20 protein-coding genes are annotated in these 26,567 nt (G+C 62.6%); 13 read left to right on the top strand and 7 right to left on the bottom strand.

Annotation, left to right across the window (positions count from 1 at the left end; all coding sequences use genetic code 11):
* The first annotated feature begins 20 nt into the window (after positions 1-20).
* The gene (locus tag ACEN42_RS07315) at positions 21-1,220 is read left to right on the top strand and encodes a cystathionine beta-lyase (RefSeq protein ID WP_371881015.1); all 1,200 of its coding nucleotides are present in this window, start codon (positions 21-23) and stop codon (positions 1,218-1,220) included.
* A 141-nt stretch (positions 1,221-1,361) separates the two neighbouring features.
* Here the strand turns inward: ACEN42_RS07315 and ACEN42_RS07320 are convergent, their stop codons facing one another.
* From ACEN42_RS07320 to ACEN42_RS07330, 3 genes are all read right to left on the bottom strand, one after another.
* The gene (locus ACEN42_RS07320; RefSeq protein WP_371880810.1) at positions 1,362-2,333 is read right to left on the bottom strand and encodes an IS110 family transposase; all 972 of its coding nucleotides are present in this window, start codon (positions 2,331-2,333) and stop codon (positions 1,362-1,364) included.
* 721 nt (positions 2,334-3,054) lie between these two features.
* Positions 3,055-3,894, bottom strand: coding sequence for a phosphoserine phosphatase SerB (serB, locus tag ACEN42_RS07325; RefSeq protein WP_371881016.1), 840 nt, complete (start codon positions 3,892-3,894; stop codon positions 3,055-3,057).
* 46 nt (positions 3,895-3,940) lie between these two features.
* Positions 3,941-4,897: a LysR substrate-binding domain-containing protein gene (locus ACEN42_RS07330; RefSeq protein ID WP_371881017.1), complete on the bottom strand. Its 957-nt coding sequence runs from the start codon at positions 4,895-4,897 to the stop codon at positions 3,941-3,943.
* A 99-nt stretch (positions 4,898-4,996) separates the two neighbouring features.
* Between ACEN42_RS07330 and ACEN42_RS07335 the strand changes: the two genes are divergently transcribed.
* From ACEN42_RS07335 to ACEN42_RS07385, 11 genes are all read left to right on the top strand, one after another.
* Positions 4,997-6,013: a zinc-binding alcohol dehydrogenase family protein gene (locus ACEN42_RS07335; protein WP_187604636.1), complete on the top strand. Its 1,017-nt coding sequence runs from the start codon at positions 4,997-4,999 to the stop codon at positions 6,011-6,013.
* A 152-nt stretch (positions 6,014-6,165) separates the two neighbouring features.
* Entirely contained in the window at positions 6,166-6,717 is a 552-nt protein-coding gene (locus ACEN42_RS07340; RefSeq protein WP_371881018.1) for a DUF6013 family protein, read from the top strand.
* Between the two features lie 314 nt (positions 6,718-7,031).
* Positions 7,032-7,928 (top strand): Ku protein, encoded by an 897-nt coding sequence (locus ACEN42_RS07345; RefSeq protein WP_187604638.1) that lies wholly within the window; start codon positions 7,032-7,034, stop codon positions 7,926-7,928.
* 27 nt (positions 7,929-7,955) lie between these two features.
* The gene (gene ligD, locus ACEN42_RS07350; RefSeq protein ID WP_371881019.1) at positions 7,956-10,655 is read left to right on the top strand and encodes a DNA ligase D; all 2,700 of its coding nucleotides are present in this window, start codon (positions 7,956-7,958) and stop codon (positions 10,653-10,655) included.
* A gap of 73 nt (positions 10,656-10,728) precedes the next feature.
* The gene (locus ACEN42_RS07355; protein ID WP_371881083.1) at positions 10,729-10,980 is read left to right on the top strand and encodes a hypothetical protein; all 252 of its coding nucleotides are present in this window, start codon (positions 10,729-10,731) and stop codon (positions 10,978-10,980) included.
* 205 nt (positions 10,981-11,185) lie between these two features.
* A complete protein-coding gene (locus ACEN42_RS07360) occupies positions 11,186-11,815 on the top strand; it encodes a biliverdin-producing heme oxygenase (protein WP_371881020.1) in 630 nt (209 codons plus the stop codon).
* On the top strand, positions 11,815-14,184 hold the full coding sequence (locus tag ACEN42_RS07365; RefSeq protein WP_371881021.1) for an ATP-binding protein: 2,370 nt from the start codon (positions 11,815-11,817) through the stop codon (positions 14,182-14,184). Before ACEN42_RS07360 ends, ACEN42_RS07365 begins: the two co-directional genes overlap by 1 nt.
* The gene (locus tag ACEN42_RS07370; protein WP_035507806.1) at positions 14,177-14,641 is read left to right on the top strand and encodes a response regulator; all 465 of its coding nucleotides are present in this window, start codon (positions 14,177-14,179) and stop codon (positions 14,639-14,641) included. Before ACEN42_RS07365 ends, ACEN42_RS07370 begins: the two co-directional genes overlap by 8 nt.
* A gap of 74 nt (positions 14,642-14,715) precedes the next feature.
* The gene (locus tag ACEN42_RS07375; protein ID WP_238214392.1) at positions 14,716-16,653 is read left to right on the top strand and encodes a response regulator; all 1,938 of its coding nucleotides are present in this window, start codon (positions 14,716-14,718) and stop codon (positions 16,651-16,653) included.
* 132 nt (positions 16,654-16,785) lie between these two features.
* The gene (locus ACEN42_RS07380) at positions 16,786-17,256 is read left to right on the top strand and encodes a VOC family protein (protein ID WP_035507810.1); all 471 of its coding nucleotides are present in this window, start codon (positions 16,786-16,788) and stop codon (positions 17,254-17,256) included.
* 29 nt (positions 17,257-17,285) lie between these two features.
* The gene (locus ACEN42_RS07385; RefSeq protein WP_371881022.1) at positions 17,286-17,762 is read left to right on the top strand and encodes a VOC family protein; all 477 of its coding nucleotides are present in this window, start codon (positions 17,286-17,288) and stop codon (positions 17,760-17,762) included.
* A 1-nt stretch (position 17,763) separates the two neighbouring features.
* Here the strand turns inward: ACEN42_RS07385 and fetB are convergent, their stop codons facing one another.
* Positions 17,764-18,579, bottom strand: a complete 816-nt coding sequence (gene fetB / locus ACEN42_RS07390; protein WP_371881023.1) for an ABC transporter permease — start codon at positions 18,577-18,579, stop codon at positions 17,764-17,766.
* Entirely contained in the window at positions 18,576-19,289 is a 714-nt protein-coding gene (locus ACEN42_RS07395; protein ID WP_371881024.1) for an ATP-binding cassette domain-containing protein, read from the bottom strand. The genes fetB and ACEN42_RS07395 overlap by 4 nt, the downstream gene beginning before the upstream one ends.
* 136 nt (positions 19,290-19,425) lie before the next feature.
* Here ACEN42_RS07395 and ACEN42_RS07400 point away from each other — a divergent pair, with 136 nt between their 5' ends.
* A complete protein-coding gene (locus tag ACEN42_RS07400; protein ID WP_371881025.1) occupies positions 19,426-21,798 on the top strand; it encodes an AsmA family protein in 2,373 nt (790 codons plus the stop codon).
* Between the two features lie 157 nt (positions 21,799-21,955).
* Here the strand turns inward: ACEN42_RS07400 and ACEN42_RS07405 are convergent, their stop codons facing one another.
* Both ACEN42_RS07405 and ACEN42_RS07410 read right to left on the bottom strand, forming a co-directional pair.
* Entirely contained in the window at positions 21,956-22,558 is a 603-nt protein-coding gene (locus ACEN42_RS07405) for a hypothetical protein (RefSeq protein ID WP_238293130.1), read from the bottom strand.
* 1 nt (position 22,559) lies between these two features.
* Positions 22,560-26,564, bottom strand: a complete 4,005-nt coding sequence (locus tag ACEN42_RS07410) for a type VI secretion system Vgr family protein (protein ID WP_371881026.1) — start codon at positions 26,562-26,564, stop codon at positions 22,560-22,562.
* Between the last annotated feature and the right edge of the window lie 3 nt (positions 26,565-26,567).

Here is a 26,567-nt window from a genome sequence, read left to right on the forward strand (position 1 = left end):
TTTCGCTTCAAATCGACCTCATGACCGATTCCAGCAACAACGCCCTCGACCGCGACCTGCAGACGCGCATCGTGCAGCCCGAGGATCGCATCACGCCCGGCTTCGAGTCGTTCTCGGTGCCGGTCGCGCGCGCTTCGACGGTGGTGTTTCCCGATCTCGCGACGATGCGCTCGCTCGTCTGGAGCGACGATTCGAAGTGGCGCTACGGCTTGCACGGCACGCCGACGACCATCGCGCTCGCGCAGCGCCTCGCGGCGATCGAAGGCGGCGAGTATGCGCTCCTGCAGCCGTCCGGGCTCGCGGCGATCTCGAATGTCTACTTCGGCCTGTTGAAGGCGGGCGATCACGTGCTCGTGCCCGACAACGCCTATTCGCCGAACCGCGATCACGCCGACTGGCTCGCCGCCGATTTCGGGCTCGAAGTGACCTACTACGACCCGATGACCGGCGCGGGCATCGCCGATGCGATCCGTCCGAACACGAAGCTGATCTGGCTCGAAGCGCCCGGCTCGGTGACGATGGAAGTGCAGGACGTGCCCGCGATCGTCGCTGTCGCGCGGGCGAAGGGCATCGTCACGGCGATCGACAACACGTATTCCGCGGGCCTCGCGTTCAAGCCGTTCGAACATGGCGTCGATATTTCCGTGCAGGCGTTGACGAAGTATCAATCGGGCGGCAGCGACATCCTGATGGGCGCGACCATCACGCGCGATCCGGAGTTGCACAAGAAGCTGAAGCGCGCGCGCATGAGAATGGGCATCGGCGTATCGGCGGACGATGCATCGCTCGTGCTGCGCAGCCTGCCGTCGATGAAGGCACGTTACGAAGCGCACGACCGCACGGCGTTTGCGCTCGCGCAGTGGCTCAAGACGCGCCCCGAAGTGACGGCGGTGCTGCATCCGGCGCTGGAGGATTGTCCGGGGCACGCGTTCTATGAACGCGATTTCAAGGGTGGCGCGGGGGGCCTGTTCTCGATCGTGTTCGATGGCCGTTATACGCCTTCGCAAGTCGATGCGTTCGTCGAAGCGCTCGAACTGTTCTCGATCGGCTGGAGCTGGGGTGGCGCGCACAGTCTCGCGATGCCCTACAACATTTCTTCGATGCGCACTGCGTCGCAATGGCCGCATGAGGGGGTGTTGGTGCGGTTTTATGTCGGACTGGAAGCGGAGGCGGATTTGCGGGCAGATCTGGAGGGGGCGCTGGGCAAAGCGCTTGGTTGACCGAGGGATTTATGGGGCTTTGGCTGGATCCCGTTATCGCGGTGGTCTATTAGCACTGCCCCTCCCCGGGGCGGGGGTCACTTTCTTTGCTGCTGCAAAGAAAGCAACTGTATTGAGAGTCAAGCGGTAGTGAGCAAAGAATCAAGGTTTTGGGGGATTCCAGGCCGTGCCATCGCGCATCATGGCGTTGAGCTGCGTGAGGAGTTTTCGCATGCCTGCGACGAAGGCGACCTTGGTTTTTTTGCCTCTGGCGCGTAGCTGATCGCAGAACGCCTTGAGATAGGGATTGGCTCGTTGCGCGGCGACGCAGGCCATGTAAAGGGCGCGGCGCACGAAGTGACGCCCGCCCTTGGTATGGCGTTCGCCGCGGTGTGTGCCACTGTCGGAGTTGAATGGGGCAAGGCCGACGAGCGAGGCGATCTGTCGGTTGTTGAGGGAGCCCAATTCAGGCAGGAAGGCGATGAGCGTCGCGGCGGTTGTTTTGCCGATACCCGGAGTGGAGCGCAGCAGGGCTTCGTTTTTGCGCCAGAGTTCGTTGGTGTGGAGGAAGGAGTCGATGTCGCGATCGGCGTCCTTGATGCGTTGCGTGATGAACTGGATGAATTCATCGATGCTGGGCAGGGCCGATTTATGAGCGCGCTTGCGACGGTTTTGCTCGGCGGTGAGCATCTCGATGAGTTGTGTGCGGCGCAGGATAAGGGCCTGCAGCTGCTGGGTCTGCTCATCGGTCAGGGGTCGGACTTCGGGTTGCATGACGGCCCCGTAGCGAGCGATGACGCGCGCATCGATGCGATCGGTCTTGGCCAGTTGTCCGGCGGATCTGGCGAACTCGCGCACCCACGTGGAGTTGACCGCGACGGCGGGCAGACCGGCTTGGCAGAGGGCTTGAAGGACGGCGCGTTCGAGCTTGCCGGTGGCTTCGAGGACGATGAGTTCCGGCTTGAGAGGCAACAATCGGTTGATCAGTTCGGCGAAGCCTTCAGGCGCATTGGGTAGACGAAAGGTTTCGGCGGATCCGTGATAGGCGATGTCGAGGAAGGGTCCGCTGACATCGATACCGACGAACAAGGGCGAAGCGAAGGCGGAAGGAATTTGGTTCACCACAGCACCCATACTTGTAAAGATACGAGCTCGAGGCTCAGTCAACTGTCCGGGTTCAAAGCGGTAAGAAGAAGCGGCGCCACCAGCTTTCTTTCGGGCTGCGAGCCCATGTAACACAAACGGGCTACCGCTTCGGGTGAGCGGAGGAGATCAGTTTCCGCCCACCTGGAATCAATATACAAGTAACCAAAGAAAGCAGCTCGTTCAGGCCCGCGGTCACACGCACGTTGGCCATGCTTGCCAGCAGGAAGCGGCACTCGCCTAAGTGTCGCCCTCGAAGGACCCACCGGGCTTGGCTCGCGCACGGTCTGACACATCGCACCACAGAACAAACTGGTTCAGCACCAAATAGCTCCAGCCCGCTTCGCGGCCGATGGGTCAATCGGGTGTGCACGTGCTTCTTCTTCGACGGTTTCCCTCGCATACCCAACGGCAGCGCGTAGCGCTGTGCCGAAGCTATTTGGTGCTGAACCAGCGCGCCAAACCATTTGGTGCGGCAGACCGTGCGCGAGCCAAGCCCGATGGGGCCTGTGAGGGCGACACTTAGGCGAGTGCCGCGGGCGGCTGGCAAGCATGGCCAACGTGCGTGTGACCGCGGGCGGTGAGAAGCTGCTTTCTTTGGTTACTTTCTTTGCAGCAGCAAAGAAAGTGACTGCCGCCCCGCACAGGGGCAGTGCTAATAGACCACCGCGAATACGGGATCCAGCAAAAAAAGCCCCCACCCATACATCGATCAAAAAAGCCTCAACAACCCATCGAGTCCAACGAAGTTGAACGCGACACTCGCCGACTGCCTCACGACCGGCTTCGCCCTAAACGCCACCGACAACCCCGCTTCGGCCATCATCTTGAGATCGTTCGAACCATCGCCCATCGCGATGGCCCGCTTCGGCTCGATGCCGATCTTCTTGCACGTGTCGATCAGCGTGCGCGCCTTCTCATCCGCGTTCACGATGTCGCCGACGACCTTCCCAGTCAGCTTGCCATCGACGATTTCGAGCGTGTTCGCGCGCGTGTAATCGAGCCCGAGGCGCGTCTTCAGACGCTCGGTGAAAAACGTGAACCCTCCCGACACGAGCAGCGTCTTAAGACCCGCGGCGCGCGCGCCTTCGAGCATGCGTTCCGCGCCCGGCGACAGCCTGAGCCGTTCCTCGTAGACACGCTCCAGCGCGCCCGCGTCGAGGCCCTTCAACAGCGCGACGCGCCGCGTGAGGCTCTCGTTGAAATCCTTGATCTCGCCGCGCATCGACGCTTCCGTGATCGCCGCGACCTCGGCCTTCAGCCCGCAGAAATCGGCGATCTCGTCGATGCATTCGATCGTGATGAGCGTCGAGTCCATGTCCATCGCGACGAGGCCGAAATCGGCGAGCTTCGCGTTCGGATCGATGTAAGCGTAATCGAGCGCATGCGCGCCGCAGTAGGCGTCGATATCCGGACGCTGGAGCGGATCGGCGCCGATCAGGCGCAGCAGCGTGTCGTCGGCGCGTTGCGTCTCTCGCGAACGCGCGAGCGCCGCGAGCGGCCGCAGATGTGAATCGGAGATAGGGCTGGGACTTTGAATGACGAGGTTCATCGGCGGGCAAACGCATGAAGGCGGAAACCGCCATTGTAAAGAACCTTCAGCGCTGCACGCGCGCAGGATCGATGTCCCAGTAAGGCGGCTCGCCGAACTGCGCCGCCAGAAAGTCGATGAACGCGAGCGTCTTCGGCGGCACGAACGCGCGGCTCGGATACACGGCCCAGATCGCCACCGTCTGCGCGAGCGGGTAATCGTCGAGCAGGGTGACGAGCTCGCCGCTCGCGATCAGCGGCGCTACGCTCCACGTCGATTTGAGCCCGATGCCGACGCCCGCCGCGAGCGCGTCGCGGATCACTTCGCCGTTGTCCGTCACGAGCCGCCCCGACACGCGCACATCGATCACGCCGGTCGGCGTCACGAAACTCCAGTCGCGCTGATCGGCGAGTATCACGCATTCGTGCGCGGCGAGATCGGCCGGATGACGCGGCGTGCCGTGCGCGGCGAGATACGCGGGCGACGCGCACAGCACGCGCCGGTTGCTCGCGAGCTTTTTCGCGACGAGCGTCGAATCCTTCAGCGCGCCGATGCGGATCGCGAGGTCGATGCCTTCATCGATGAGATCGACGATCTGGTCGGTCATGCGCAGATCGACGCTCACGCCGGGATACGCGCGCAAAAACGCGGGAATCAGCGGCGAGATGTGCTGGCGGCCGAGCGACGAGGGCATCGTCACGCGCAGGCGGCCGTGCGGATGCTCGCGCGCTTGCCCGACCGATGCACGAGCGGCCTCGGCGGCGTCGAGCAGCTCGCGCGCATGCGCCGCAAAGATTTCGCCTTCCTGCGTGATGGAGACGCGCCGCGTCGTGCGATGCAAAAGCCGCGCGCCGAGCATGCGTTCCAGCCCGGCGATGCGCGCGCTCGCCACCGCCGGCGACAACCCGAACTCACGCGCCGCCGCCGACAGGTTCGCCAACGCCGCCGCACGCATGAACAGGCCGACGTCGAGCAGATCGAGCCGCTCTCGCGTCGCGCCGTCCGTCAGTAGATCGCTCGCCATTCGATGGATTTCCCGAAAAATGTTTCATCGATTATGACCGTTTTCGAGAGGGCGATCGCGCACTAAGATCGAAGCAAATCCACTTCACGGAGCACACACATGAAAGCCATCGGCCTGACGCGTTACCTTCCGATTTCCAATCCCGAATCGCTCGTCGATATCGAGCTCGACAAGCCCGTGCCGACGGGCCGCGACCTGCTCGTGAAAATCGAGGCAATCGCGGTCAATCCCGTCGACACGAAAGTGCGCGCGCCGAAGGACAAGGTCGAAGCAGCGCCGCGCGTGCTCGGCTGGGATGCGGCGGGCGTCGTGGAGGCGGTCGGTCCCGAGGTCACGCTGTTCAAGGCGGGCGACCCGGTCTACTATGCGGGCGACATCACGCGCCAGGGCGCGAACAGCGAGTTCCATCTGATCGACGAGCGCATCGTCGGCGCGAAGCCCAAGTCGCTCGATTTCACCTGCGCCGCCGCGCTGCCGCTCACGACCATCACCGCGTGGGAAGCGCTCTTCGACCGGCTGCGCGTGTCGGCGGAAGGCAAGGACGCGGGCAAATCGGTGCTGATCATCGGCGGGGCGGGCGGCGTCGGCTCGATCGGCATCCAGCTCGCCAAGCGCGTCGCGAAGCTTCAGGTGATCGCCACGGCCTCGCGCCCCGAATCGGCGAAATGGGCGGAGGATCTCGGCGCGGATCATATCGTCGATCACTTCGGGGACATCCCGAAGCAGATGAAGGATATCGGCTTCCCGCAAGTCGATTACGTGCTGATCTTCAATGACACCGACAAGCATTTCCCCGCCGCCGCCGAAGTCATCAAGCCGCAAGGCGCGATCGCGACGATCGTCGAGAACGCAAAGCCGCTGCCGGTCGAATTGCTCAAATCGAAGAGCGCGGCGTTTCACTGGGAGTTCATGTTCACGCGCGCGATGTTCAAGACGCCCGACATGATCGAGCAGCACAAGCTGCTTTCCGAAGTGGCGCGGCTGATCGACGCAGGCACGATCCGCACGACGCTCGGCCGCGATCTCGGCAGGATCGACGCGGCGAATCTGCGCGAGGCGCATCGGCTGCTGGAAGAAGGGCGCACGGTCGGCAAGCTCGTGCTGACCGGCTTCTGAGCGCGCGTTGACGAACGTCATCGACAGTGCCGCGCACGCGGGTTTTCCACTAGGATGAGCCGCCATGCGGGGCGCTAGACTGAAACCGCCCTACAGCACGCTGGCGCCTCGCGGCGCCGGCCTTCCTCAGCGCTCGATACGGAGGTGGCGGCATGAATCGTCGTTCGGTCGTTCGTCGCATCGTTTCCGTCGCCGCGCTCGCAATGTTCGCGGCGACCGCCCACGCGACGCCAGGCATCAAGGTTCTCTCCGAAGCGCCCAATGACGGTCCCATCAAGTACACGGTGAAGATGGCATCGAAGAGTTTCGGCAACGAGCAGGAAACCCGCACCATCCGTTCCGGCCAGACCGATGACTTCACCTGGCAGGGCTCGGCGCCGGGCGGCGCGCAGGCGGTTCCGGATGCGTGCCCGCAGGCGGCGTCGGTGCCGAAGAGCGCGGACGGGCAGGCGGTGCGGCAGGTGCAGATCCGCTTCGCGCCGGTCGTCGCGGACAACGGTTCCGCGAACGTGCAGATCAGCTTTCGCGCCTACGCGCCGAAGGGCACGAGCAAGGTGACCGTGGGCGGCAAGACCGTGCAATGTCCGGTCGATAATCGCTTCAGCCAGATCGTGCGTTTTTCGATGCCGACGTCCACAGGCTCCAAGAAAACCGTCACGCTCGACGACGGCACGCAGTTGACCGTCACGGCGAACCGCAAATAACCGTCACTGTCTGACGCGCAGATTTCAGATCGGCGCGTTTTTTAGAAGCGCTATCCGCAACTAACGGTCTTTATTTTCAACCGTCCCAAATTTCCCTCGCGCGTTCATCGTCAGTAAAGCTTACAGATACGCACGGAGCATCGCTTCGCGCGTAAACGCAATCCTTCATATGCTGCGCGGATCGGCGCCTGGACGCCTCTTGGCACGCTTCGTGCGATTCCATTCGATACTGCGCTGATTGCCGGCGCGAAAACCGCCTTGGCTCACGCGCCCGGGCGTATCCATCGACTCGATCCGACAGCGAAGGTGCCGCGATGCCGCACATGATCTGGAAAGGCGCGATCAGCTTCGGGCTGGTCCACGTGCCCGTGCAACTCTATCCGGCGACGCAGTCGGAGAAGGTTGGCTTCAACCTGCTCGACAAGCGCTCGATGGATCCGATCGGCTACAAGCAGATCAACAAGAACACGGGCAAGGAAGTCACGCGCGACAACATCGTGCGGGGCTTCGAATACGAGAAGGGCAAATACGTCGTGATGACCGACGCCGAAATCCGCGCGGCCAATCCCGAATCGACGCAGACGGTCGACATTCTCGCTTTCGTCGATGCGCCCGACATCTCGTTCCTCTCGCTCGATACGCCGTACTATCTCGCGCCCGATCGCAAGGGCGAGAAAGTCTACGCGCTTCTGCGAGACGCGTTGAAGGACACCGGCAAGGTCGGCATCGCGAGCGTCGTGCTGCATAACAAGCAGCATCTGGCGGCGCTGATTCCGGTCGGCCCCGCGCTCGCGCTCAACACGCTGCGCTGGGGCGACGAAGTGCGCGACTTCAGCGAGTTCAAGTTCCCCGACGAAGACACCAAGAAGGCCGGCGTCACGCCGAAGGAACTGGAAATGGCGAAGCGTCTCATCGACGACATGAGCGACTCATGGGATCCGGCCAAGTATCACGACACCTTCAAGGACGACATCATGGCGCTAGTCGACAAGAAGGTGAAGGAAGGCAAGGTCGCCGAAGTCATGAAGGTCGAGGAGGGCGGCGAGCAAAAGGCATCCGCTGAAATTCTCGATCTGTCGGAATTACTCAAGCGCAGTCTGAAGAAGGGCGCCCCGGCGAAACGCGGCAGCAAGGCCGCGCCATCCGACGACGATACCAGCGAGGAAACGGCGCGCCCGGCACGCAAGACGACGCGTCGCAAACGCGCGTGAGTCACGCATAGACGACGATAGACGACGATGGCTGACAAACTCGAAACCTATCAGCGCAAGCGCAGCTTCGACAAGACGCCGGAGCCCTCCGGCGCCGCGAAGCGCAGTGCGCGCACAAGGAAGTCCGCGGATCACGCGTTGTCGTTCGTGATCCAGGAACACGACGCGCGCCGTCTGCATTACGACTTCCGTCTCGAACTCGACGGCACGCTCAAATCGTGGGCAGTGCCGAAAGGACCGAGCCTCGATCCTTCGGTGAAGCGGCTCGCGGTGCATGTCGAAGATCATCCGCTCGACTACGGCTCGTTCGAAGGCGATATTCCCGAGGGCAACTACGGCGCGGGCAGCGTCATCGTGTGGGATCGCGGGACGTGGGCGCCGCAGTCGGGCACTGTCGAGGAAGCCGCACGCGAATACGAGAAGGGCAAGCTCAAGTTCGTACTCGACGGCGAAAAGCTGCACGGCGGCTGGACGCTCGTGAAGAGCCACATGCGCGGCAGCGGCGACAAGGAGCAGTGGCTGCTCATCAAGGAACGCGACGACGAAGCGCGTCCCGAAGCCGAATACGACATCCTGCTGAAGAAGCCGGGCAGCGTGATGTCGACATCGCTCGGTGCGCGCGACAAAAGCGGCGCGGTACGTGAGCGCAGCGAACGCAAGGCCGCCGCGAAGAAAGCGCCGGCGCGGAAAACGGCCGGCAAGAAAGCGAACGGACACGCGCATCCGGATATCGTCGCGAATCGCAGCGCCGAGTCGCTGCGCACGTTGTCGCACGAACCGGCGATCGAAGGCGCGGTAAAGGCCAAGCTTCCTGCGACCTTCAAGCCGCAACTCGCAACGCTCGTCGATGCCGCGCCGCCCGAAAATGATTGGGCCTACGAAATAAAATTCGACGGCTATCGCGTGCTCGCGCGCATCGAAACCATCAAAGGCAAGCACGAGATTCTGATCTACACGCGCAACGGCAACGACTGGACCGCGAAGTTTTCGAAGCAGGTGAAGGCGCTCGACCGGCTCGATATCGAAAGCGGCTGGCTCGACGGCGAAGCCGTGGTGCTCGACGATCGCGGCCTGCCCGATTTTCAGGCGCTGCAAAACGCGTTCGATGTAGGACGCCCGCAGGACATCGTCGTGTATTTCTTCGACGTGCCGTATCTGAATGGCTATGACCTGCGCAATGTGCCGCTCGTGCAGCGCCGCGCGATCCTGAAGGCGCTCATCGAACCGATAGACGATCCCGTTCTGCGCTATTCGCAGGACTTCGCCTTTCACGCCGACGATCTCCTGAAAAGCGCCTGCGACATGGCGCTCGAAGGGATCATCGGCAAGCGGATCGACAGCACGTATGTGTCGGGGCGCAGCACCTCGTGGATCAAGCTCAAGTGCCGTCGCCGGCAGGAGTTCGTGATCGGCGGCTATTCGGAGCCGTCGGGCAGCCGCGGGCAGTTCGGCGCGCTCCTGCTCGGCGTGTACGACACGCACGGCAAATTGCAGTACGCGGGTCGCGTGGGCAGCGGCTTCGATCACGCGACGCTCATCGCGGTGAAGAAGGAGCTCGACAAGCGCGAAGTGAAGCGCATGCCGTTTGCCAGCGAGCCGCAGGAACGCAGCCGTACGCCCGTGCATTGGGTGAAGCCCGAACTCGTGGCCGAATGCAATTTTGCGGAATGGACCAAGGAGCGCATCGTGCGACAAGCCTCGTTCGTCAGTCTGCGCGACGATAAACCCGCGCGTCAGATCGTGAAGGAAGTGCCGGCATCGGCGAAGAAGGTGGCGTCGAAGAAAGCGCCCGCAAAGAAGACGGCTACCAAAGCCAAAGCGGGTTCGGCGGAAATCGAAGGCGTGAAGATCAGCCATCCGGATCGCGTGATCGACAAATCGACCGGCTTCACCAAGATCGATGTCGTCGAGTATTACGCGTCCGTCGCCGACTGGATGCTGCCGCATCTGAAGGATCGCCCGGTGTCGCTCGTGCGCGCGCCCGAAGATATCGGCGGCGAACTGTTCTTTCAGAAGCACAGCGCGAAGCTCGCGATTCCGCATATCACGCAGCATGCCGATATCGATCCGGGGCATCCGCCGCTGCTCACGATCGAATCGTCGCAAGCGCTCGTCGGCACCGCGCAGATGGGCACGATCGAGCTGCATACGTGGAACGCGGTGGCATCGAACATCGAGAAGCCGGATCGCATGGTGTTCGATCTCGATCCGGGCGAAGGCGTCGGCTGGGAACGCATGATCGAAGCCGCGAAGCTGACGAAGGATCTGCTCGCCGAACTCGGCCTCACGTCGTTCTGCAAGACGAGCGGCGGCAAGGGCTTTCATGTGGTCGTGCCGCTCGCGAAGCAGGCCGGCTGGGACGATATGAAGGACTTCTCGCAGGCGGTCGCGCAGCACATGGCGAGCGCGCTGCCCAAGCTCTTCTCCGCGAAGATGGGCATGCAGAACCGCAAGGGGAAGATCTTCATCGACTATCTGCGCAACAATCGCGGGTCGAGCACCGTGGCGGCGTTTTCGCTGCGCGCGCGGCCGGGGCTCGGCGCATCGATGCCGCTCTCGTGGGACGAGCTCGATTCCGTTACGAGCGGCGATCAATGGAACATCGGCAACGTGCGCGAGCGGCTCGATGCGTTGAAAGGCGATCCGTGGGCGGGCTATGACAAGGCGCGTCAACGGCTTACGGCCGAGATGAAGAAGCGGCTCGGCATGAACGGCTCACGCAAGTGAGCGTTCACACAGGGAGACGAAGATGAAGCAGACCAACACGACACCCGCGAGCGCGCCCGATAGCGGACGCGAGATGGCGAGCAAGGATCGCGCGACGCAAACGCATGACGATGCGTCCAACGCGCCGCTGCCTCACGAGGCGGATCAGAGCGTCGAATCGCAGCATGAACATGAACCGCGCGATGTCGGCATGCAGGCGCATGAGGACATCGAACGCGGTTTGGTCGATACGGATCGACGGGGCGGCGACGATTATCAACGCGATACGCAGCGCGACGAACACGCAAACGTGAACAGCAATGAAGGGCGCTCGACCAAGCGGTGAACCGAACGGTGAAAAGCCTTCGCGAATGGCACCGCACGGGCCGCTTGCGTAGAATGAACCGTTGATCATGAGCGGGTCTGGAAGCTATCGTTTGCCGCGTTTTTTCTACCGATGCACGCAATACATGGGACGCGCGAACCGGTAAGCCCTTCCGATGCTTGCATCCTTTGCCCCGCCATGCGGACCGAAGCCAACTTAACGGAACATGCCACACGACCTTCTGTCCCGTCTGAAGAACGAAACCGCCGCGTGTCATGCGCGGCTCGAGAATGCGCTCGACCTGATGCGTGACGATCTGCAGGGCGACGAATACATCGCGCTGCTCGAACGATTCTATGGCTATGTCGCGCCGTGGGAAGATGCGACCGCGGCGTGCATGCCGGCATCGCTTGCAGACTTCTTCGATACGCGCCGCAAGGCGCAGCTTCTCGCCGCCGACCTCGTCGCGCTGACCGGCGAGACACAGCGCAGCGCCTCAGTACAACACGCCGATTCGCACGACGATCTGCCGCGCATGCATAACATCGGCGATGCGTTCGGCTCGATGTACGTGATGGAAGGCAGCACGCTCGGCGGGCGCTTCATCGCGCCTCACGTCGCCGAGCGGCTCGATCTCGTGCCGGGCCGCGGCAACGCCTATTTCGAAGGTTACGGCCCGCGCACCGGCAGCATGTGGAATGCGTTTCGCGAGACCGCGGCGGCAAGCGTACCCGAAAGCCAGTACGACGACGCGGTGAAAGCCGCCATCGCGACCTTCGAAAGCCTGCATGCATGGCTATGCCCCGAAGCGGACGATGTGCAGCAGCGTCTGCAGCCGGCAGCGGGAGCGGCCTGATGAACGAGTCCGCAAGCGAACCGCCCATCGCGAAGGCTTCGCAAGAAGCATCGCAAGGACCGCCGGATGCCGAGGCGCGTCGTCGCACGCTCAGTTCGGGCATCGCGGGCAAGGACTGCGATGCCGAGCCGATCCATATCCCCGGCGGCATCCAGCCGCACGGATTTCTGCTCGTGCTCGCCGACGATCTGCGCATCGTGCAGGCAAGCGAAAACCTTGCGTCGCTGACAGGCGAGGACGTCGATGCATTGCTCGACGAGCCGCTCGATACTGTGATCGGCGCGGCGGGCGCGCAACGCATCGCGCAGGCGGCCGTCACGTCCGCGCTCGACGATGCGCCGCTCTACATCGGTCCGATCGACGTGACGGCTTCGTCCTCCGACAATCCGCTGCGCTTCGATGTGACGATGCATCGTCATGAGGGCGCGCTCATCGTCGAGATGGAAGCCGCCGCGGCCAGTGGCGATGCCTTCGCATCGATGTATCCGCTCGTGCGCACGTTCGCGCGCGGCCTTCAGGACGCGGGGAACGTGCAGGCGCTCGCCGAGCTCGCGGTGCGCGAAGTGCGCGCGATCACGGGCTTCGGCCGCGTGATGCTCTACAGCTTCGACGAGGAAGGCCGCAGTCATGTGCTCGCGGAAGATCGCGACGAGGGTTACCCGTCGTTCCTGCATCAGTTCTTCCCTGCATCGGACATTCCGCGCCAGGCGCGCGCGTTGTATCTGAAGCACCGCATCCGCCTCGTCGCCGACGTGAACTACACGCCCGCGCGGCTCGTGCCGGGCGTGAACCCGGTCACGGGCCGTCCCACCGATCTCACCTACGCGACGCTGCGCAGTTTTTCGCCGGTGCATCTGGAGTACATGCGCAACATGGGCACGCATGCGTCGATGTCGGTGTCGATCGTCGTGCGCGGGCAGTTGTGGGGACTCGTCTCGTGTCACGATCACGACGCGCGCATCGTGCCGTTCAACACGCGCGTCGCGGTCGAGCATCTCGGTCACATGCTGTCGTTGCAGATCGAAGCGAAGGAAGAGCGCGCCGAAGGCGAGTATCTGGCCGCGCTGCGTCGCACGATGGGCCGTCTGATCTCCGCGATGGGCGAGCACGAGAACTTCGTCGCGGGCTTGCAGGCGGTGCCGACGGACGTGTTGAGCTTCGCGCGCTCGGCAGGCGCGGCGATCGTCTTCGACGACCAGATCACGCTGCTCGGCTCGACGCCCGACGAGGACACCGTGCGCGCGCTCACGCACTGGCTCGCGGAGAACACATCCGGCGTATGGGCGACGGATTCGCTCGCGCGCGAATGGGCGCCGGCGAAAGGGCACGAGGACCACGCGTGCGGCGTGCTCGCGGTGCCGGTCTCGCAGATCTTTCGCAACTATCTGCTGTGGTTCAGGCCCGAAGTGATGCAGACCATCAAGTGGGCGGGCGAGCCGGTCAAGATAGAAGGCGCCGATGGCGCGAGCGCGCCGCGCACGAACTTCTCGCCGTGGCTCGAAACGGTGCGCGGCCAGTCCGCGATGTGGCGTCAGGGCGAACTCGAAATCGCCGGCGAATTGCGCGGCGCGTTGCTGAACATCGTGCTGCGCCGCGCGGAAGAACGCGCCGAGCTCGCGACCGAGCTCGCGCGCGCGAACAAGGAGCTGGAAGCGTTTTCGTATTCGGTGTCGCACGACCTGCGCGCGCCGCTGCGCCATATCGCGGGTTACGGCGATCTGTTGCGCGAGCAGGAAGGCGAACGCATGTCGGACAAGAGCCGGCGCTTCCTGAACAACATGCTGGATTCGGCGCGCTTCGCGGGCACGCTCGTCGACGATCTCCTTACGTTCTCGCAGATGGGCCGAGCGGCGCTCAGACCCGCGCCGGCCGATCTCGGGCAGCTCGTGCGCGGCGTCGTCCAGGAGTTCGAGGCGGAAAGCGCGGGAAGGCGCATCGAATGGGTGATCGGCGAGCTGCCGCGCGTCATCGGCGACGCGGCTTTCCTGCAGCTTGCACTTCGCAACCTGATTTCGAACGCGGTGAAATATACGCGGACGCGGGAATCGGCGAAAATCGAGATATTCGCGAGCCGGGACGGCGATGAATACGTGATCGGCGTGCGCGACAACGGCGTCGGCTTCGACATGAAGTACGGCGCGAAGCTGTTCGGCGTGTTCCAGAGGCTGCATCGCGCGGAAGAATTCGAAGGCACGGGTATCGGGCTCGCCAACGTGAGGCGCATCGTCGAGCGTCACGAAGGGCGCACATGGGCCGAAGGCCGGCTGGGAAAGGGCGCGGTATTCTATTTCTCGCTGCCGGTCGAATTCCGCAATGCGAATGGAACGCAGGGTGCGCCAGCTACAAAGTCAAGAAAAGACCATGCTTAAACCGATTTTGCTCGTTGAAGACAATCCAAACGACCTCGAGCTCACACTCGTCGCGCTCGACAAGAGTCAGCTCGCGAACGAAGTGATCGTCGCGCGCGATGGCCAGGAAGCCATCGACTATCTCACCTGCGAAGGCGAGTGGAAGGAGCGCGCGCCCGGCAATCCGGCCGTGATCCTGCTCGACCTGAAGCTGCCGAAGATCGACGGTCTCGAAGTGCTCGACATGATCCGCTCGAATGCATCGTTGAAGAGCGTGCCGGTCGTCATGCTGACCTCCTCGCGCGAGGAACAGGACCTCATACGCAGCTACGAGCTTGGCGTGAACGCGTACGTCGTCAAGCCCGTTGAATTCGCGGAGTTCGTCGAGGCGATCGGCGATCTCGGCGTATTCTGGGCCGTGCTCAACGAGCCGCCGCCCGGCTCCACGCGCTTTCGGCGGCCGACGTCCACTCAATGACCGCAGCGCTCATGTTCGCGAACCCGCCCCGTCCGATGGGCCCGCAAGCGTCCTTTGAAGAGGACGTCTAGATCATGCAGCCTCTGCATCTGCTTCTCGTCGAAGACAACGCACTCGATGCGGAGCTGACGATCGCCCAGCTGGAGCGCGCGGACTACGCGGTCGACGCATCGATCGTGTACGACTCCGCGGCCTTCATCGGCGAGCTCGACAAGAAGCGCTTCGATGTGATCCTCGCCGATTTCGTGATGCCCACCTTCTCGGGCATCGAAGCGCTCACGATCGCGAGCGAGCGCTCGCCGGACACGCCGTTCATCTTCGTGTCGGGCTTGCTCGGCGAAGAACATGCGGTCGATATGCTCAAGCGCGGCGCGACCGATTACGTTCTGAAGCAGCGTCTGCAACGCCTGCCCGCGGTCGTGCGCCGGGCGATGCGCGAGAGCGCGGAGCGCGCGCAACGCATCGCGGTCGAGCGTGCGTTGCGCGAGACGGAAACGCATTTTCGCCTGCTCATCGATGCGCTCAAGGACTACGCCGTCATCACGCTCGATCCCGAAGGGCGCATCCGCACGTGGAACGCGGCGTCCGAGCGCATTCTCGGCTTTCCCGCGCAGGACGTGCTCGGCCAGTCCGCGAGCATCTTCTATGCGCAGGAAGACCGCGAAGCGGGCGTGTTCGAGGCCGAGCTGGAGACGGCGCGGCGCGAAGGCAGCGCGAGCGACGACCGCTGGCTCTGGCGCAAGGACGGCCATTCGTTCTTCGCGTCGGGCGTGACGACCGCGATCCGCAGCGAGCATGACGAGCTGATCGGCTTCTCGAAGATCGTGCGCGACGCGACCGACGCCCACATGGCCGCCGACGCGCTGCGCCTCGCGAAGGATCAGGCCGAATCCGCGAATCGCGCGAAGGACCATTTTCTGGCGGTGTTGTCGCATGAGCTACGCACGCCGCTCACGCCTATCCTCGCGGCCGTGCGCTTGCTGGAGATGAAACATTCGTTGCCGCGCGAGGCGCATCCGACGCTCGATCTCATCCGCCGCAATGTCGAGCTCGAAGCGCGTCTGATCGACGATCTGCTCGATCTGACGAGCATCGCGCGCGGCAAGCTGTCGCTCAATTTCGCGAGCGTCGCGCTCGATACCTTGCTCACGAGCGCGCTCGACATGTCCGAGGCCGATCTGCGCACGAAGGACCTCACGCTCGATACGCGTTTCGATGCGGACCATTTCGTCGTGCTCGGCGACGCCGCCCGTCTGCAACAGATCGTCTGGAACCTGATGAAGAACGCGGTGAAGTTCACGCCGGCGGGCGGGCGCATCGACGTGCGCACCTGGAACCCGGACCCGGCGACGATCGCGGTTTCGGTGACGGACAGCGGCATCGGCATCAGCGCCGAGGCGCTGCCGCGCATCTTCTCCGCGTTCGAACAGGCCGACGATTCGATCACGCGCTCGTTCGGCGGCCTGGGTCTCGGCCTCGCGATCGCGAGCACATTGGCGCAGAAGCACGGCGGCACGCTCTCCGCCCATAGCGAGGGGCGCGACGCCGGTGCGCGCTTCACGCTCACGCTGCCGCTCGCCCGCGTTCAGCCCGCGCACGAGGACGAGCCGGCGGTCGAGGCCGCGCGTCAGGAGCAGGGACGCGCACTCAGGGTGCTGCTCGTGGAGGACAACGAGCAGACGTCGTCGGCAATGGCCGAGGTGCTCGAAATGCTCGGCCACGAAGTGACGGTCGCGGTGACCGTCGCGGCGGCGCTGGAGCGTGCGAAGAGCGGGCCGTTCGATCTGCTCGTCAGCGATATCGGCCTGCCCGACGGCAGCGGGCTCGACGTCGCTCGCGCATGGCAGACCTTTCAGCCCGAGAAGCCATCGGTGGCGATCACGGGCTACGGCATGGACGAGGACATTCGCCGCTGCCGCGAAGCGGGCTTTCGCGATCATCTGACCAAGCCCGTCAATTTCTCGCGGCTCGAAGCGCTGATTCAATCGCTCGCGGAGCAGTCTTCGAAATAGGCTATCTGCGTGCCGGTACACGAAATTTGACGGCGACGTGGGTAGTCGTGTCGATTGACCGGCTGCCCGTTCGTTGTAGGGTATGAGAGCCGCGCCGAGCCCGGCGCGCCTCGTTCACTACACGGAGCCGATATGTCCACTTCCGCTGTCAAGCCGATCCCCGAAGGCATGCATTCGCTGACCCCGCACCTCGTCTGCGCGGGCGCGGCCGAAGCGATCGAGTTCTACAAGCGCGCGTTCAACGCCGTCGAGCTGGGCCGCATGCCGGGACCGGACGGCAAGCTCATGCATGCCATGGTCAAGATCGGCGATTCGATGCTGATGCTCGTCGATGAATTCCCGCAATTTGGATCGGTCGGTGCGAAGGCGCTGAAGGGCTCGCCGGTCACGATCCACCTGTATGTCGAAGACGCCGACGCCACCGTGAAGCAGGCCGAAAGCGCCGGCGCGAAAGTGACGATGCCCGTCGCCGACATGTTCTGGGGCGATCGCTACGGGCGGCTGGAAGACCCGTTCGGCCATCAATGGTCGGTCGCGACGCATACGCGCGACGTCACGCCGGAAGAAATGAAGCAGGCGATGGGACAGCAACCGTGCGCGTGACGCACGATTCCACCAACGGAGATCCGCATATGTACAAGATTTCGCCCTGTCTATGGTTCGAAAGCGCCAACGCCGAAGACGCCGTGAACTTTTATGTCGACACCTTCAGGAATGCGCGCATCACGGAGATCATGCGTCATACGGAGTCCAGTCCGGGACCGGTCGGCAGCGTGCTCGCCATCCTGTTCGAACTGGAAGGAGAGGCGTTCCTGGCGCTGAACGGCGGCTCGGAATTCAAGTTCACGCCGGCCATCTCGATGTTCATCAAATGCGACACGCAGGAAGAGATCGACCACTACTGGGACAAGCTGCTGGACGGCGGCCAGTCGCTGGCCTGCGGCTGGCTCACGGATCGCTTCGGCGTGACGTGGCAGATCGCGCCGAGACGCCTGCTCAAGATGCTGCAGGACCCGGACCCGGTGAAGGCCGACCGCACCATGAAAGCGATGCGCGAGATGATCAAGCTCGATCTCCCGACGCTGGAACGGGCGTACAACGGCGAGTGAGTTACGCGGCGCGCTTGCGGGCGTTTCGCTCGAACAGCTTCGACGCCATGAACCGGTGATCGCTCGAAAACAGCCGCCGATACGTCAGCACGACGGCCCCGACCACGCCGAGCCCCGACGCCGCCGCGATCAGAAACATGATGACGATCTGATACCGCACCGCCTGCAACGGCGACTGCCCGGCCAGCACCTGGCCCGTCATCATCCCCGGCAGGCTGACGAGCCCGACCACGGCCATCTGGTTCAGGGTCGGAATCATGCCCGCGCGCACGGCCTGGCGCGCGGGCCCTTGCGCCGCTTCCCAGCGCGACGCGCCGAGCGCGAGCGACATCTCGACCGCCGCGCGTCCCGCGGTCAGTTCCTCCGTCATGCGCTCGATGCCGAGCGACACGCCCGTCAGCGTGTTGCCGAGAATCATGCCGAGAATCGGGATGGCGTATTGCGGCTCGTACCACGGATGAATCCGGATCACGACGAACAGCCCGAACGCGCCGATCAGCCACGAACTGCCCCAGATCGACACGATGCTGTCCGCGCGCTGTCCCGCGTAGGTCCGCCGTCCGCGGCCGGAGGCAGCGAAGCCGGCGATGATCGTCATCAGCGCCATCAGCGGCAGCACCACATACCAGCGGCTAAACGCGAACACCCAGCCGAGCACATAGCCGATCAGCAGCAGTTGCACGACGGTCCGCACCGCGGCGATGAGCAACCTGCGTTCGAGCCCGAGGTCGAGCGCGACCGACAGCGCGCCATTGACGACGATCAGCGCCGCCGCGAGACCGATATCGAAGAGACTGAGGTTCTGATAGCCGCTCATCGCGTATCGCCTCCGAGCACGCCCGCGTTCATCGTCAGATGACGTGTGGCGACGCGCCGCGCCTGTTCCAGATCGTGCGACACCCAGATGCATGCGCGCTCCGCGTCCGCGTCGAACCAGGCGGAAACGAGCGCTTCGATCGAGCGCGCCGAAGCCGGATCGAGCGATGCGGTCGGCTCGTCGAGGAGCAGCACGTCGGGCGCGAGTTGCAGCACGCGCACGAGCGCCGCGATCTGCGCCTCGCCGCCGGAGAGATCGCTCGCGAGCTTGTCGAGGAAATCCGGGGCGCGTCCGGCAGCCAGCGCGAGCCGCATCGCCGTGTCGCGATCGAAATGCGCGTCCCGATAGGTTTTCAGCGTGAACGGATAAAGCAGATTGTCTTCGACGGTGCCATCGAGCATCGCGGGCCGCTGCGCGATATAGGCGACGCGCCGCCGGTAAGCCGGTATGCGCGAGCGCGCGATGCGCTCGCCGCGCCACGTGACATGGCCGGCATCGCACGCATCGAGCAGCGCGAGCGTGCGCAGGAAAACGCTCTTGCCCGAGCCCGATGGCCCGGTGATCGCCGCGCGTTGACCCGCGTAAAGCGTGAAGTCCGTGGGATGCAGAAGCACCGTGCCGCGCACGGCGTCGCGGCGCACGACGCCATGCGCCGCGACGAGTTCGATCGAAGGCGAAGGCGGCGAAGCAGGCGATGTCGCGTCGGGCATCGTTTTTATGTGGGGTCTCGTTCTTCGAGCGGACATCTTACGGACATTCCGCGGTTTGCGGCGACAAGGCACGCGATTCGCGCGGGCACACTATGTGCTGCCGCACTCATAATCAGAAAAAACGGATGGAGCCGTCATGCCGCAGGCCAGAACGACCGGAAAAATCGGAAGGATCGTCGCATGGTTTTTTGCCGTTCTGGCGGTTCTGATCGCAATACTGGTGGTCATATTCCTGACATTCGACTGGAACCGTCTGCGACCCTGGGTGGATGACAAAGTGTCCGAAGCGATCGGCCGCCGCTTCGAAATCACGGGGGATCTGAAAGTCGGCTGGCGTCGTCCGCCCAACGAGACGGGCTGGAAACGCTGGGTGCCGTGGCCGCGCTTCTCCGCTGAAAAAATCACCATCGCGAATCCGGACTGGACGCGTCAGAAGTTCTTCGCAACGCTCGACGAAATCGACTTTCAGGTGGCCGTGCTGCCGCTGCTCGCGCACGACATCGTGGTGCCGACGATCAATCTCGTGAATCCGTCGATCGATATCGAGCGGCTCAAGGACAATCGCAACAACTGGACGTTCAAGTTCAAGCAGTCCAGCGAACCGTCCACGTGGAACCTGAAGCTCGGCGATATCTCCCTCGCGAAGGGCACCGTCGACGTGCGCGATGAAGTCACCAAGGCCGAGATGCACGTCGTCATCGATACGCTCGGGCAGCCCGTGCCGATCGGCGATGTGATGAAGCAGCAGGAAGCGGCATCCGCGAAGTCGTCGTCGGAGATGGTCGGCAAGAGCGGCGCGGCGAAGCTCAACAAACAGGCCGATGCGGCCGCGGCATCGGAAGCGTCGGCGGCGTCTGCCGCGTCCGCTGCCGCCGCGGCGAACGCGTCCACGCCGAATCCGGCGAGCACGTCGGCGAATACGAGCATCACGACCAAGCAAGGCCCGAAACCGCCGATTCCGCCATACGCGTTCGGCTGGACGGTGAAGGGCACCTACAACGGTGGCAAGGTGTCCGGCGACGGCAAGCTGGGCGGCGTGCTCGCCGTGCAGGACGCGACACGCCCGTTCCCGGTTCAGGCCGACGTGCGCCTGGGCGACACGCATATCGCGTTCGTCGGCACCGTGACCGATCCCGCGCATCTCGCAGCGCTCGATCTGCGGCTGTGGATTCAGGCCGTGAGCATGGCGCATCTTTATCCGTTCACCGGCGTGACCCTGCCCGAGACGCCGCCGTTCGCCACCGAAGGGCGGCTGACCGGCCAGTTCCGCGAAGACGGCAACGTGTTCCACTACGAGAACTTCACCGGGCGCGTGGGCGGCAGCGACATCAACGGATCGCTCGTCTATGCCGGCAAGAAGCCGCGACCGCTGCTGCAGGGCGAACTCGTGTCGCATCTGCTGCAGTTCAAGGATCTCGCGCCGATCATCGGCGCCGATTCGAACGCGAGCAAGGCCAAGCGCGGCGAGACGGAAAAGCAGCCGACGTCTAAGGCGCTGCCGACCGAGGAGTTCAAGACCGATCGCTGGAAGGCCATCGACGCCGACGTGAAATTCACCGGCGAGCGCATCATCAAGGACCCGGATCTGCCGATCACGAACCTGTACACGCATGTCCTGATGACGAACGGCGTGCTCTCGTTCGAGCCGCTCAAGTTCGGCGTGGCGGGCGGCTCGCTTGCATCGAACATTCATCTCGACGGCAGCACCACGCCGCTGAAGGGCCGCGTGTCGGCGCAGGCGCGGCATCTGAAGCTCAAGCAGCTTTTCCCGACCGTGAAGACGATGCAGTCCGCGCTCGGCGAAGTCAACGGCGACGCCGCGCTCTCGGCCACGGGCAACTCGCCCGCGGCGCTCGCGGCGACATCGAACGGCGAAGTGAAGGCGCTCATCACGGAGGGCACCGTGAGCCGCCTGTACATGGAGGCGGCCGGGCTGAACGTGGCGAACGTCGTGTACGAAAAGCTGTTCGGCAAGCGCGACGTGAACATCAACTGCGCGGCGGCGGATTTCGTCGTGACCGACGGCGTGCTCGATTCACGCGTCTTCGCGCTCGATACCGACGACGCGGTCATCAACGTCGATGGCACGATCAATCTCAAGACCGAGGACATGGATCTCGGCATCCATCCCCACACAAAGGGCCTGCGCGTTTTCTCGTTGCGCTCGCCGCTGTACGTGAAGGGCACGTTCAAGGATCCTCATATCGGCGTGAGTCCGGTTCTTGCGCTGCGTGGCGCTGCCGCGGTGGGACTGGGGCTGATCAATCCGTTCGCGGCGCTGATTCCGCTCATCGCGCCGAGCAACAACAAGCCGCTGCCTTGCCAGCAGATGCTCGCCGACATCGGCCGTCCGCCGAGCGCGCCGCCCGCCGGGCAGAAGCAGCAGGCAAAGGCCGCGCCGGCGTATATGTCGTCGGATGCGGCGGCGAGTGGCGCGGCAAAGGACAAGGGCGCGAAGAAGCCCGCCGCGCCTGCGCCGGCGAGTGCGGCGCAGTATCGGGGGAGTTGAGCGGTTGGCGTGGGCTGGCGATTATCCGCTGCTATCGCTGTTCTTCTAAGAACCGCGCTATATCTACTGCTGCGAGCGGGTTAGTCGGTTCTGCGCGATCATTTTTCTGCTTACCGACTCGGCGTAACATTCCCGTCCGAGGTTCATGCAACCAATACTACTTTTGCTTGGCGCGGTTGCGTTGCTCGAGCTCTTCAAGTAATAGCGGGAAGCGGTGAATGGTTATCTTCCTCAGGTTCGTAGTGCGTTTTAAGCTGTCGAATTCGGGTCCGTCGAACTCATTTTTACCTAAGTAGTCAATATCAACGTAGACATCGAATGCAGATTCTGAAGGAAGTGGGACCCGATAAATTAACGTTACCACATCAGGGTTTCCGTTCGGGACGATATTCGGATTAAAGAAGTCGCTTTCCTCCGTGCGCTGTCCATCGATCAATTCTCCGCGCACTACTCTATGTAATCCCAATAAATTCTCATAGCTCTCTTTTGGAATACTGGTGTCCAGTTCAGAACTGACTGTCAGCGTGAAGGCCTTTGCACTGCCATCATCTATGTTAGATTCCAGTGATATTGACGCGAAGTCTGGAAAGTAATCCAGAGATCGCACTTTTCTCAAAACATTGTCCAGTTTGGGTCTGCCGAATGTGCGGATCAATTCCTCTGAACCGGCTCTTCCACTCGCCCAATCCAATCCGAATTTCAACCACTCAAAGATCTTTCTCTGCTGCTCGGCGCTAGCCATTTTGATATTGCTGGACATATCACTTTGCCCGCTCGGAATGTTCTTGGCCGGTATTTGTGCGCGCGATGTATTCTGAAGCGCGGCTGTCCGTGACGAACTTGGGGCTGCACACGTCAGGTTCGGGAAGAACAAGCTCACCGCTGACGTCAACATGATCCCAGTAACAGCCAGCAACTTCCTCGCTGAAAAACGCATCATCCTCCCACGGGCGACCGCTGTAATCAACGTTGCGCCGAACTGAACCGACTGCCATGTCGTCGATATCAACTGCTGTTCCTCCGAGCCCGGTATTCTTCATTAGATCAGTCGTAAATTCTCTTGCTTTTGCCAATTCTTCGGCCATCGCGGCTTCGTTCGTCAGGAATCCCGGACGGCTATCATTTTGCCGATTGAATCCTAAATAAAACCAATAATAAGACACGGCCATTCTCTTAATGCTGATCAATGCCGCGATGTTTTCCGGGACGGATTGTCTCGCCGTTATTTTAACAACTTGTTTGGCAGCTGCATTAATCGCTTCTTCGTTGGGCCAGAACTTAATGTTGGGTAAGTCGGGTAATGTCTTATTTTCCTTCCCGAGTTGACCACAGAAATTTTCTGGTTGCGTCTGCACGAGCGCATACATCCAGAAACTCTGCTGGCAATGCCGGGTTTCGTGATATAGGGTCATTGCGAGGGTCCGGACACCTTTAAGGCGCAGCGAGCGGGCACCTACATCTTTCATATCGCCTTTGAAAATATCGTCCAGGCGGTCGGTATTGATGCACAGATCCCATCGGGCAGCCGTAAAACCTCCTTGGGAGTTCGAAATATTTCGGTTGTCTACTGAGACCCTGAAAGATTCAAATTTGATTGATGGTAACGCGGTCTCAGGCAGGGCGAACCCGCCGAGCGAGCTCGTGAGAGCATCGTACAACACGGAAGCAATTAAACTGGACATCTCGCGCGCCGAGTCCGGACTGATTGGCCACGCGAGCTCGATTTTTACCTTTTTTTCATCTTTGCCAAAATACCCATCGCCCCATTTGACCTTATCCAGTAGGCATTGATGTATCGCTTCTGCATACTCGCTCGCTACCGGATACGCCAGCTTTCCCGTTTGAACGTCGTGTGCTACAGAATAGCGCATGCCCCAGTTGTTAGGGCTGCACGTTGCCAAGCTGGCGTATCGGCCTAGACTTGTCGGCTCATTCTGATTCTTTTCAGCATTTTTTGAACCGAATCTCTGAACGCGTTTTTCCATTGTCAGAGGCAGAGGGTAGGCCACATCGGAGTTTTGCGTCAGCGCGGCACGCGAAATTCCAAGGGGATTCTCTGTGCCGTCATCATGCAAAATCTCTACCGTAGCAAACTGAACGGCCGCTGATAGTACCAACGAAGTTTCGCCCCGAGCATTCGTCGTCCCCTTTATAACCGCACCGTCATCGAGCGTAATTCGATAAGGTTGCGCAGGAAGCCGAAAGCCCGATCGGTGTTCGATCAGCACGAAGTGTTCGGCCACCTTCGCATCTTCGATATCGGTCAGCGGCATCCTGACCGGCTTTTCCAGCGGCGCGTCCGTCGCATGACTCGCCGCATGGACCCGGAATTCTCCACCGGTAAAGCCGCGCAAACCTTGCGGACTAATCTCGATGACACTTCCGCCGCCATTGATGCGCACGCCCTTGGCGGCGGTGAGATTGATCCAGCCATCCGCGCTTACGATCTCCACGTCCTTGCGAGCGACGATCTGCACGCCATCGCTTTGCGCCTCGATGCGCACCTTGCCCGCTGCCGTCGTCAGCGCGATTCCCGCCTTCTGCGCAAACACCGCGAACGACTCCAGCACGCTCGCAAACATCGAGCGCGCCGCCGCGAAGCTGATATGCCGCCCGGTCGTTACCGCAAGGTCTTTGTCGCTCGCAATGTGCGTGCTGCCCGTCGTGGTCGTCTGAATCCCGGCCGGACTCGCCAACGTCAGATGCGGCGCGACGAACTCAGGGAATTCGCCGGTATGAACATTCGCCGTGCCCGTGCCGCGTAGCTCATCGTTCGCCGTTTTGATCGACCGGGCAACGTCCGATTGATTGCCGCTCGCGCCCTGCGCGCCATGCCGCTGCGCGAGTTCGGCCATGCTCTCGTGAATGTCGCGCGCCTGCGTGAGCCGCCCGACCGTCTCGCTCATCTCCTTCGCGTGTCCCGTCGCATTGGCGCGGCCTTCGGTCGTAATGAGCATGCCCAATCCGGCGCGTAGCACGCCCCACAAATCCGTGCGCAACTCGAAGCCCTGACCGCGAGGCTCCCGCCGTCCTTCGTTGCCGAAGATGCGGCGGATAAAGCCAAGGCTCAGGATCGAGGAGCCCTGATCGCTCGACAACTGCGCTTGTAACTGGCCTTTGGTGTCATCGAGCGCCAGGTGATTGGTGCCCGCTTCGTGACCCAGACTGCGGGTGCGGATGCCCGCGAGACTGGCGTTCTTCGGCAGGTTCCACGCGGGTACGTTCCATTTGTTCGTCACGCTCCCCGCGATGATCGGTAAATCAGGGTCGCCATTGACATAGCTCACGATGACTTCGTCACCGATACGCAAGGGCATGGCGACACCGCGCGCGTTGCCTTGCCACGGCAACGCCACGCGCAACCAGATGGCGCGCTTCTCGTCGAACTCGCCTTCTCTGTCCCAGCGGAACTGAACGAGATAGCGGCCGAGTGCATCGAGCCATTGCTCCGCATCCTCGTAGCCGACGATGACCGCAGCCTCAGGGCCGTAAATGCGCGGCCTGGGCGTCTTCTGTTCGAGCCGGTGATATTCCGATAACGGCTCGATCTCGAAGTCGGCATCGCAACGAAACGGGTCCGATTCCTTCGCCTCGGTATCGACTTCCTGTATATTCAGCGTGCAGGACACGACGAGGTAGTCCGTGTTCGCGTTGCGTTGCGGGTAGCCGGTCAGCGCGAACGTATGGCCCGACAGGAGGCCGCTCAGCGGGCCGTGTCCTTTGGCGCGATGCGTCTTGCAGCGTATCGCGTCCATGCGCACACGCGCCAGATGGCGGGCTTCTTCGAGCGGCTCGTTTGGCTTGCGGCTAAGGCCCAGCTCGGCGGGCTGCGCGAAACCGCCCCAATCGTAAATCTCGGATCGCGCGTGGTTCAACTCACGCGGATTGGCGGAGACTTCCTCCATGCCGGACGCCCGGTTACCCGCACGACCCCATGACGGTGCGGTGTAATCGTGATCGCGCAGCGCGACCGCGCCCGTGGAAAGGACGTTGGTTATCGACAGGGTATCGATGAATTCCTCGTCGATCCGCTCCTTCGACGGGTGGTAGCGCAACGTCTCATGAGCGGGGCCGTGCGGCTGGAAGGCGCCGGGACCATCGCTCAGAACGAGCTGGTGGAAGCCGTCGGTGTGCTCGAACCAGAACGCTATCCCCCATTCTTCCCACAGGCGGCGAAGGAAGTTGTAGTCGCTCTCGAAGGCTTGCCGCTGATACTCGCGCTTCGGATAATGCGCCTTGCCACCGCCCGGACCGCCAATGCGGTAGTCGACCGATATCCCATAGCCTTGCATCACCTCGCGCGTGATCTCGATGACGCTCAGACCGAAGAATGCTCGCGAGGCCTGGTTGAGCGTGGCGAGATAGAGCGCCGGACGGATCACGAACTCATAGATGATCGAGCGGCCATTGCCGCCCACGATCCGCGCCTGAGCGACGATGCCGGTTATCTCACGGGTATGGCGGCCCACATTGCCCGCGCCGGTATGACCGGGTTGCCCTGCAATGAACTGCCACTTTCCGGGGATTTCGATAGTCACCGTTGCTTCGGCATTGAGCAGCTTGTCGAGATCGAGACAGGCCGCCTCCGGGAACGCGTCGCTATAAATGTCCCGCGTCTGCGCGGTGAGGGTGTACTCGAACAATTCGCCGATCGCCTCGCTGCCGCGCAAACGCAGCGGCACAAGGTACGGCATGCCCCAATAATCGGAGGCGGGCAATGCGCTACAGCGCAGCCCGAGGGTGCGCGTGTGAGTCGGTTTTGGCATGCT

The organism is Caballeronia sp. S22, assembly GCF_964261745.1.
Classification (GTDB): domain Bacteria; phylum Pseudomonadota; class Gammaproteobacteria; order Burkholderiales; family Burkholderiaceae; genus Caballeronia; species Caballeronia jiangsuensis.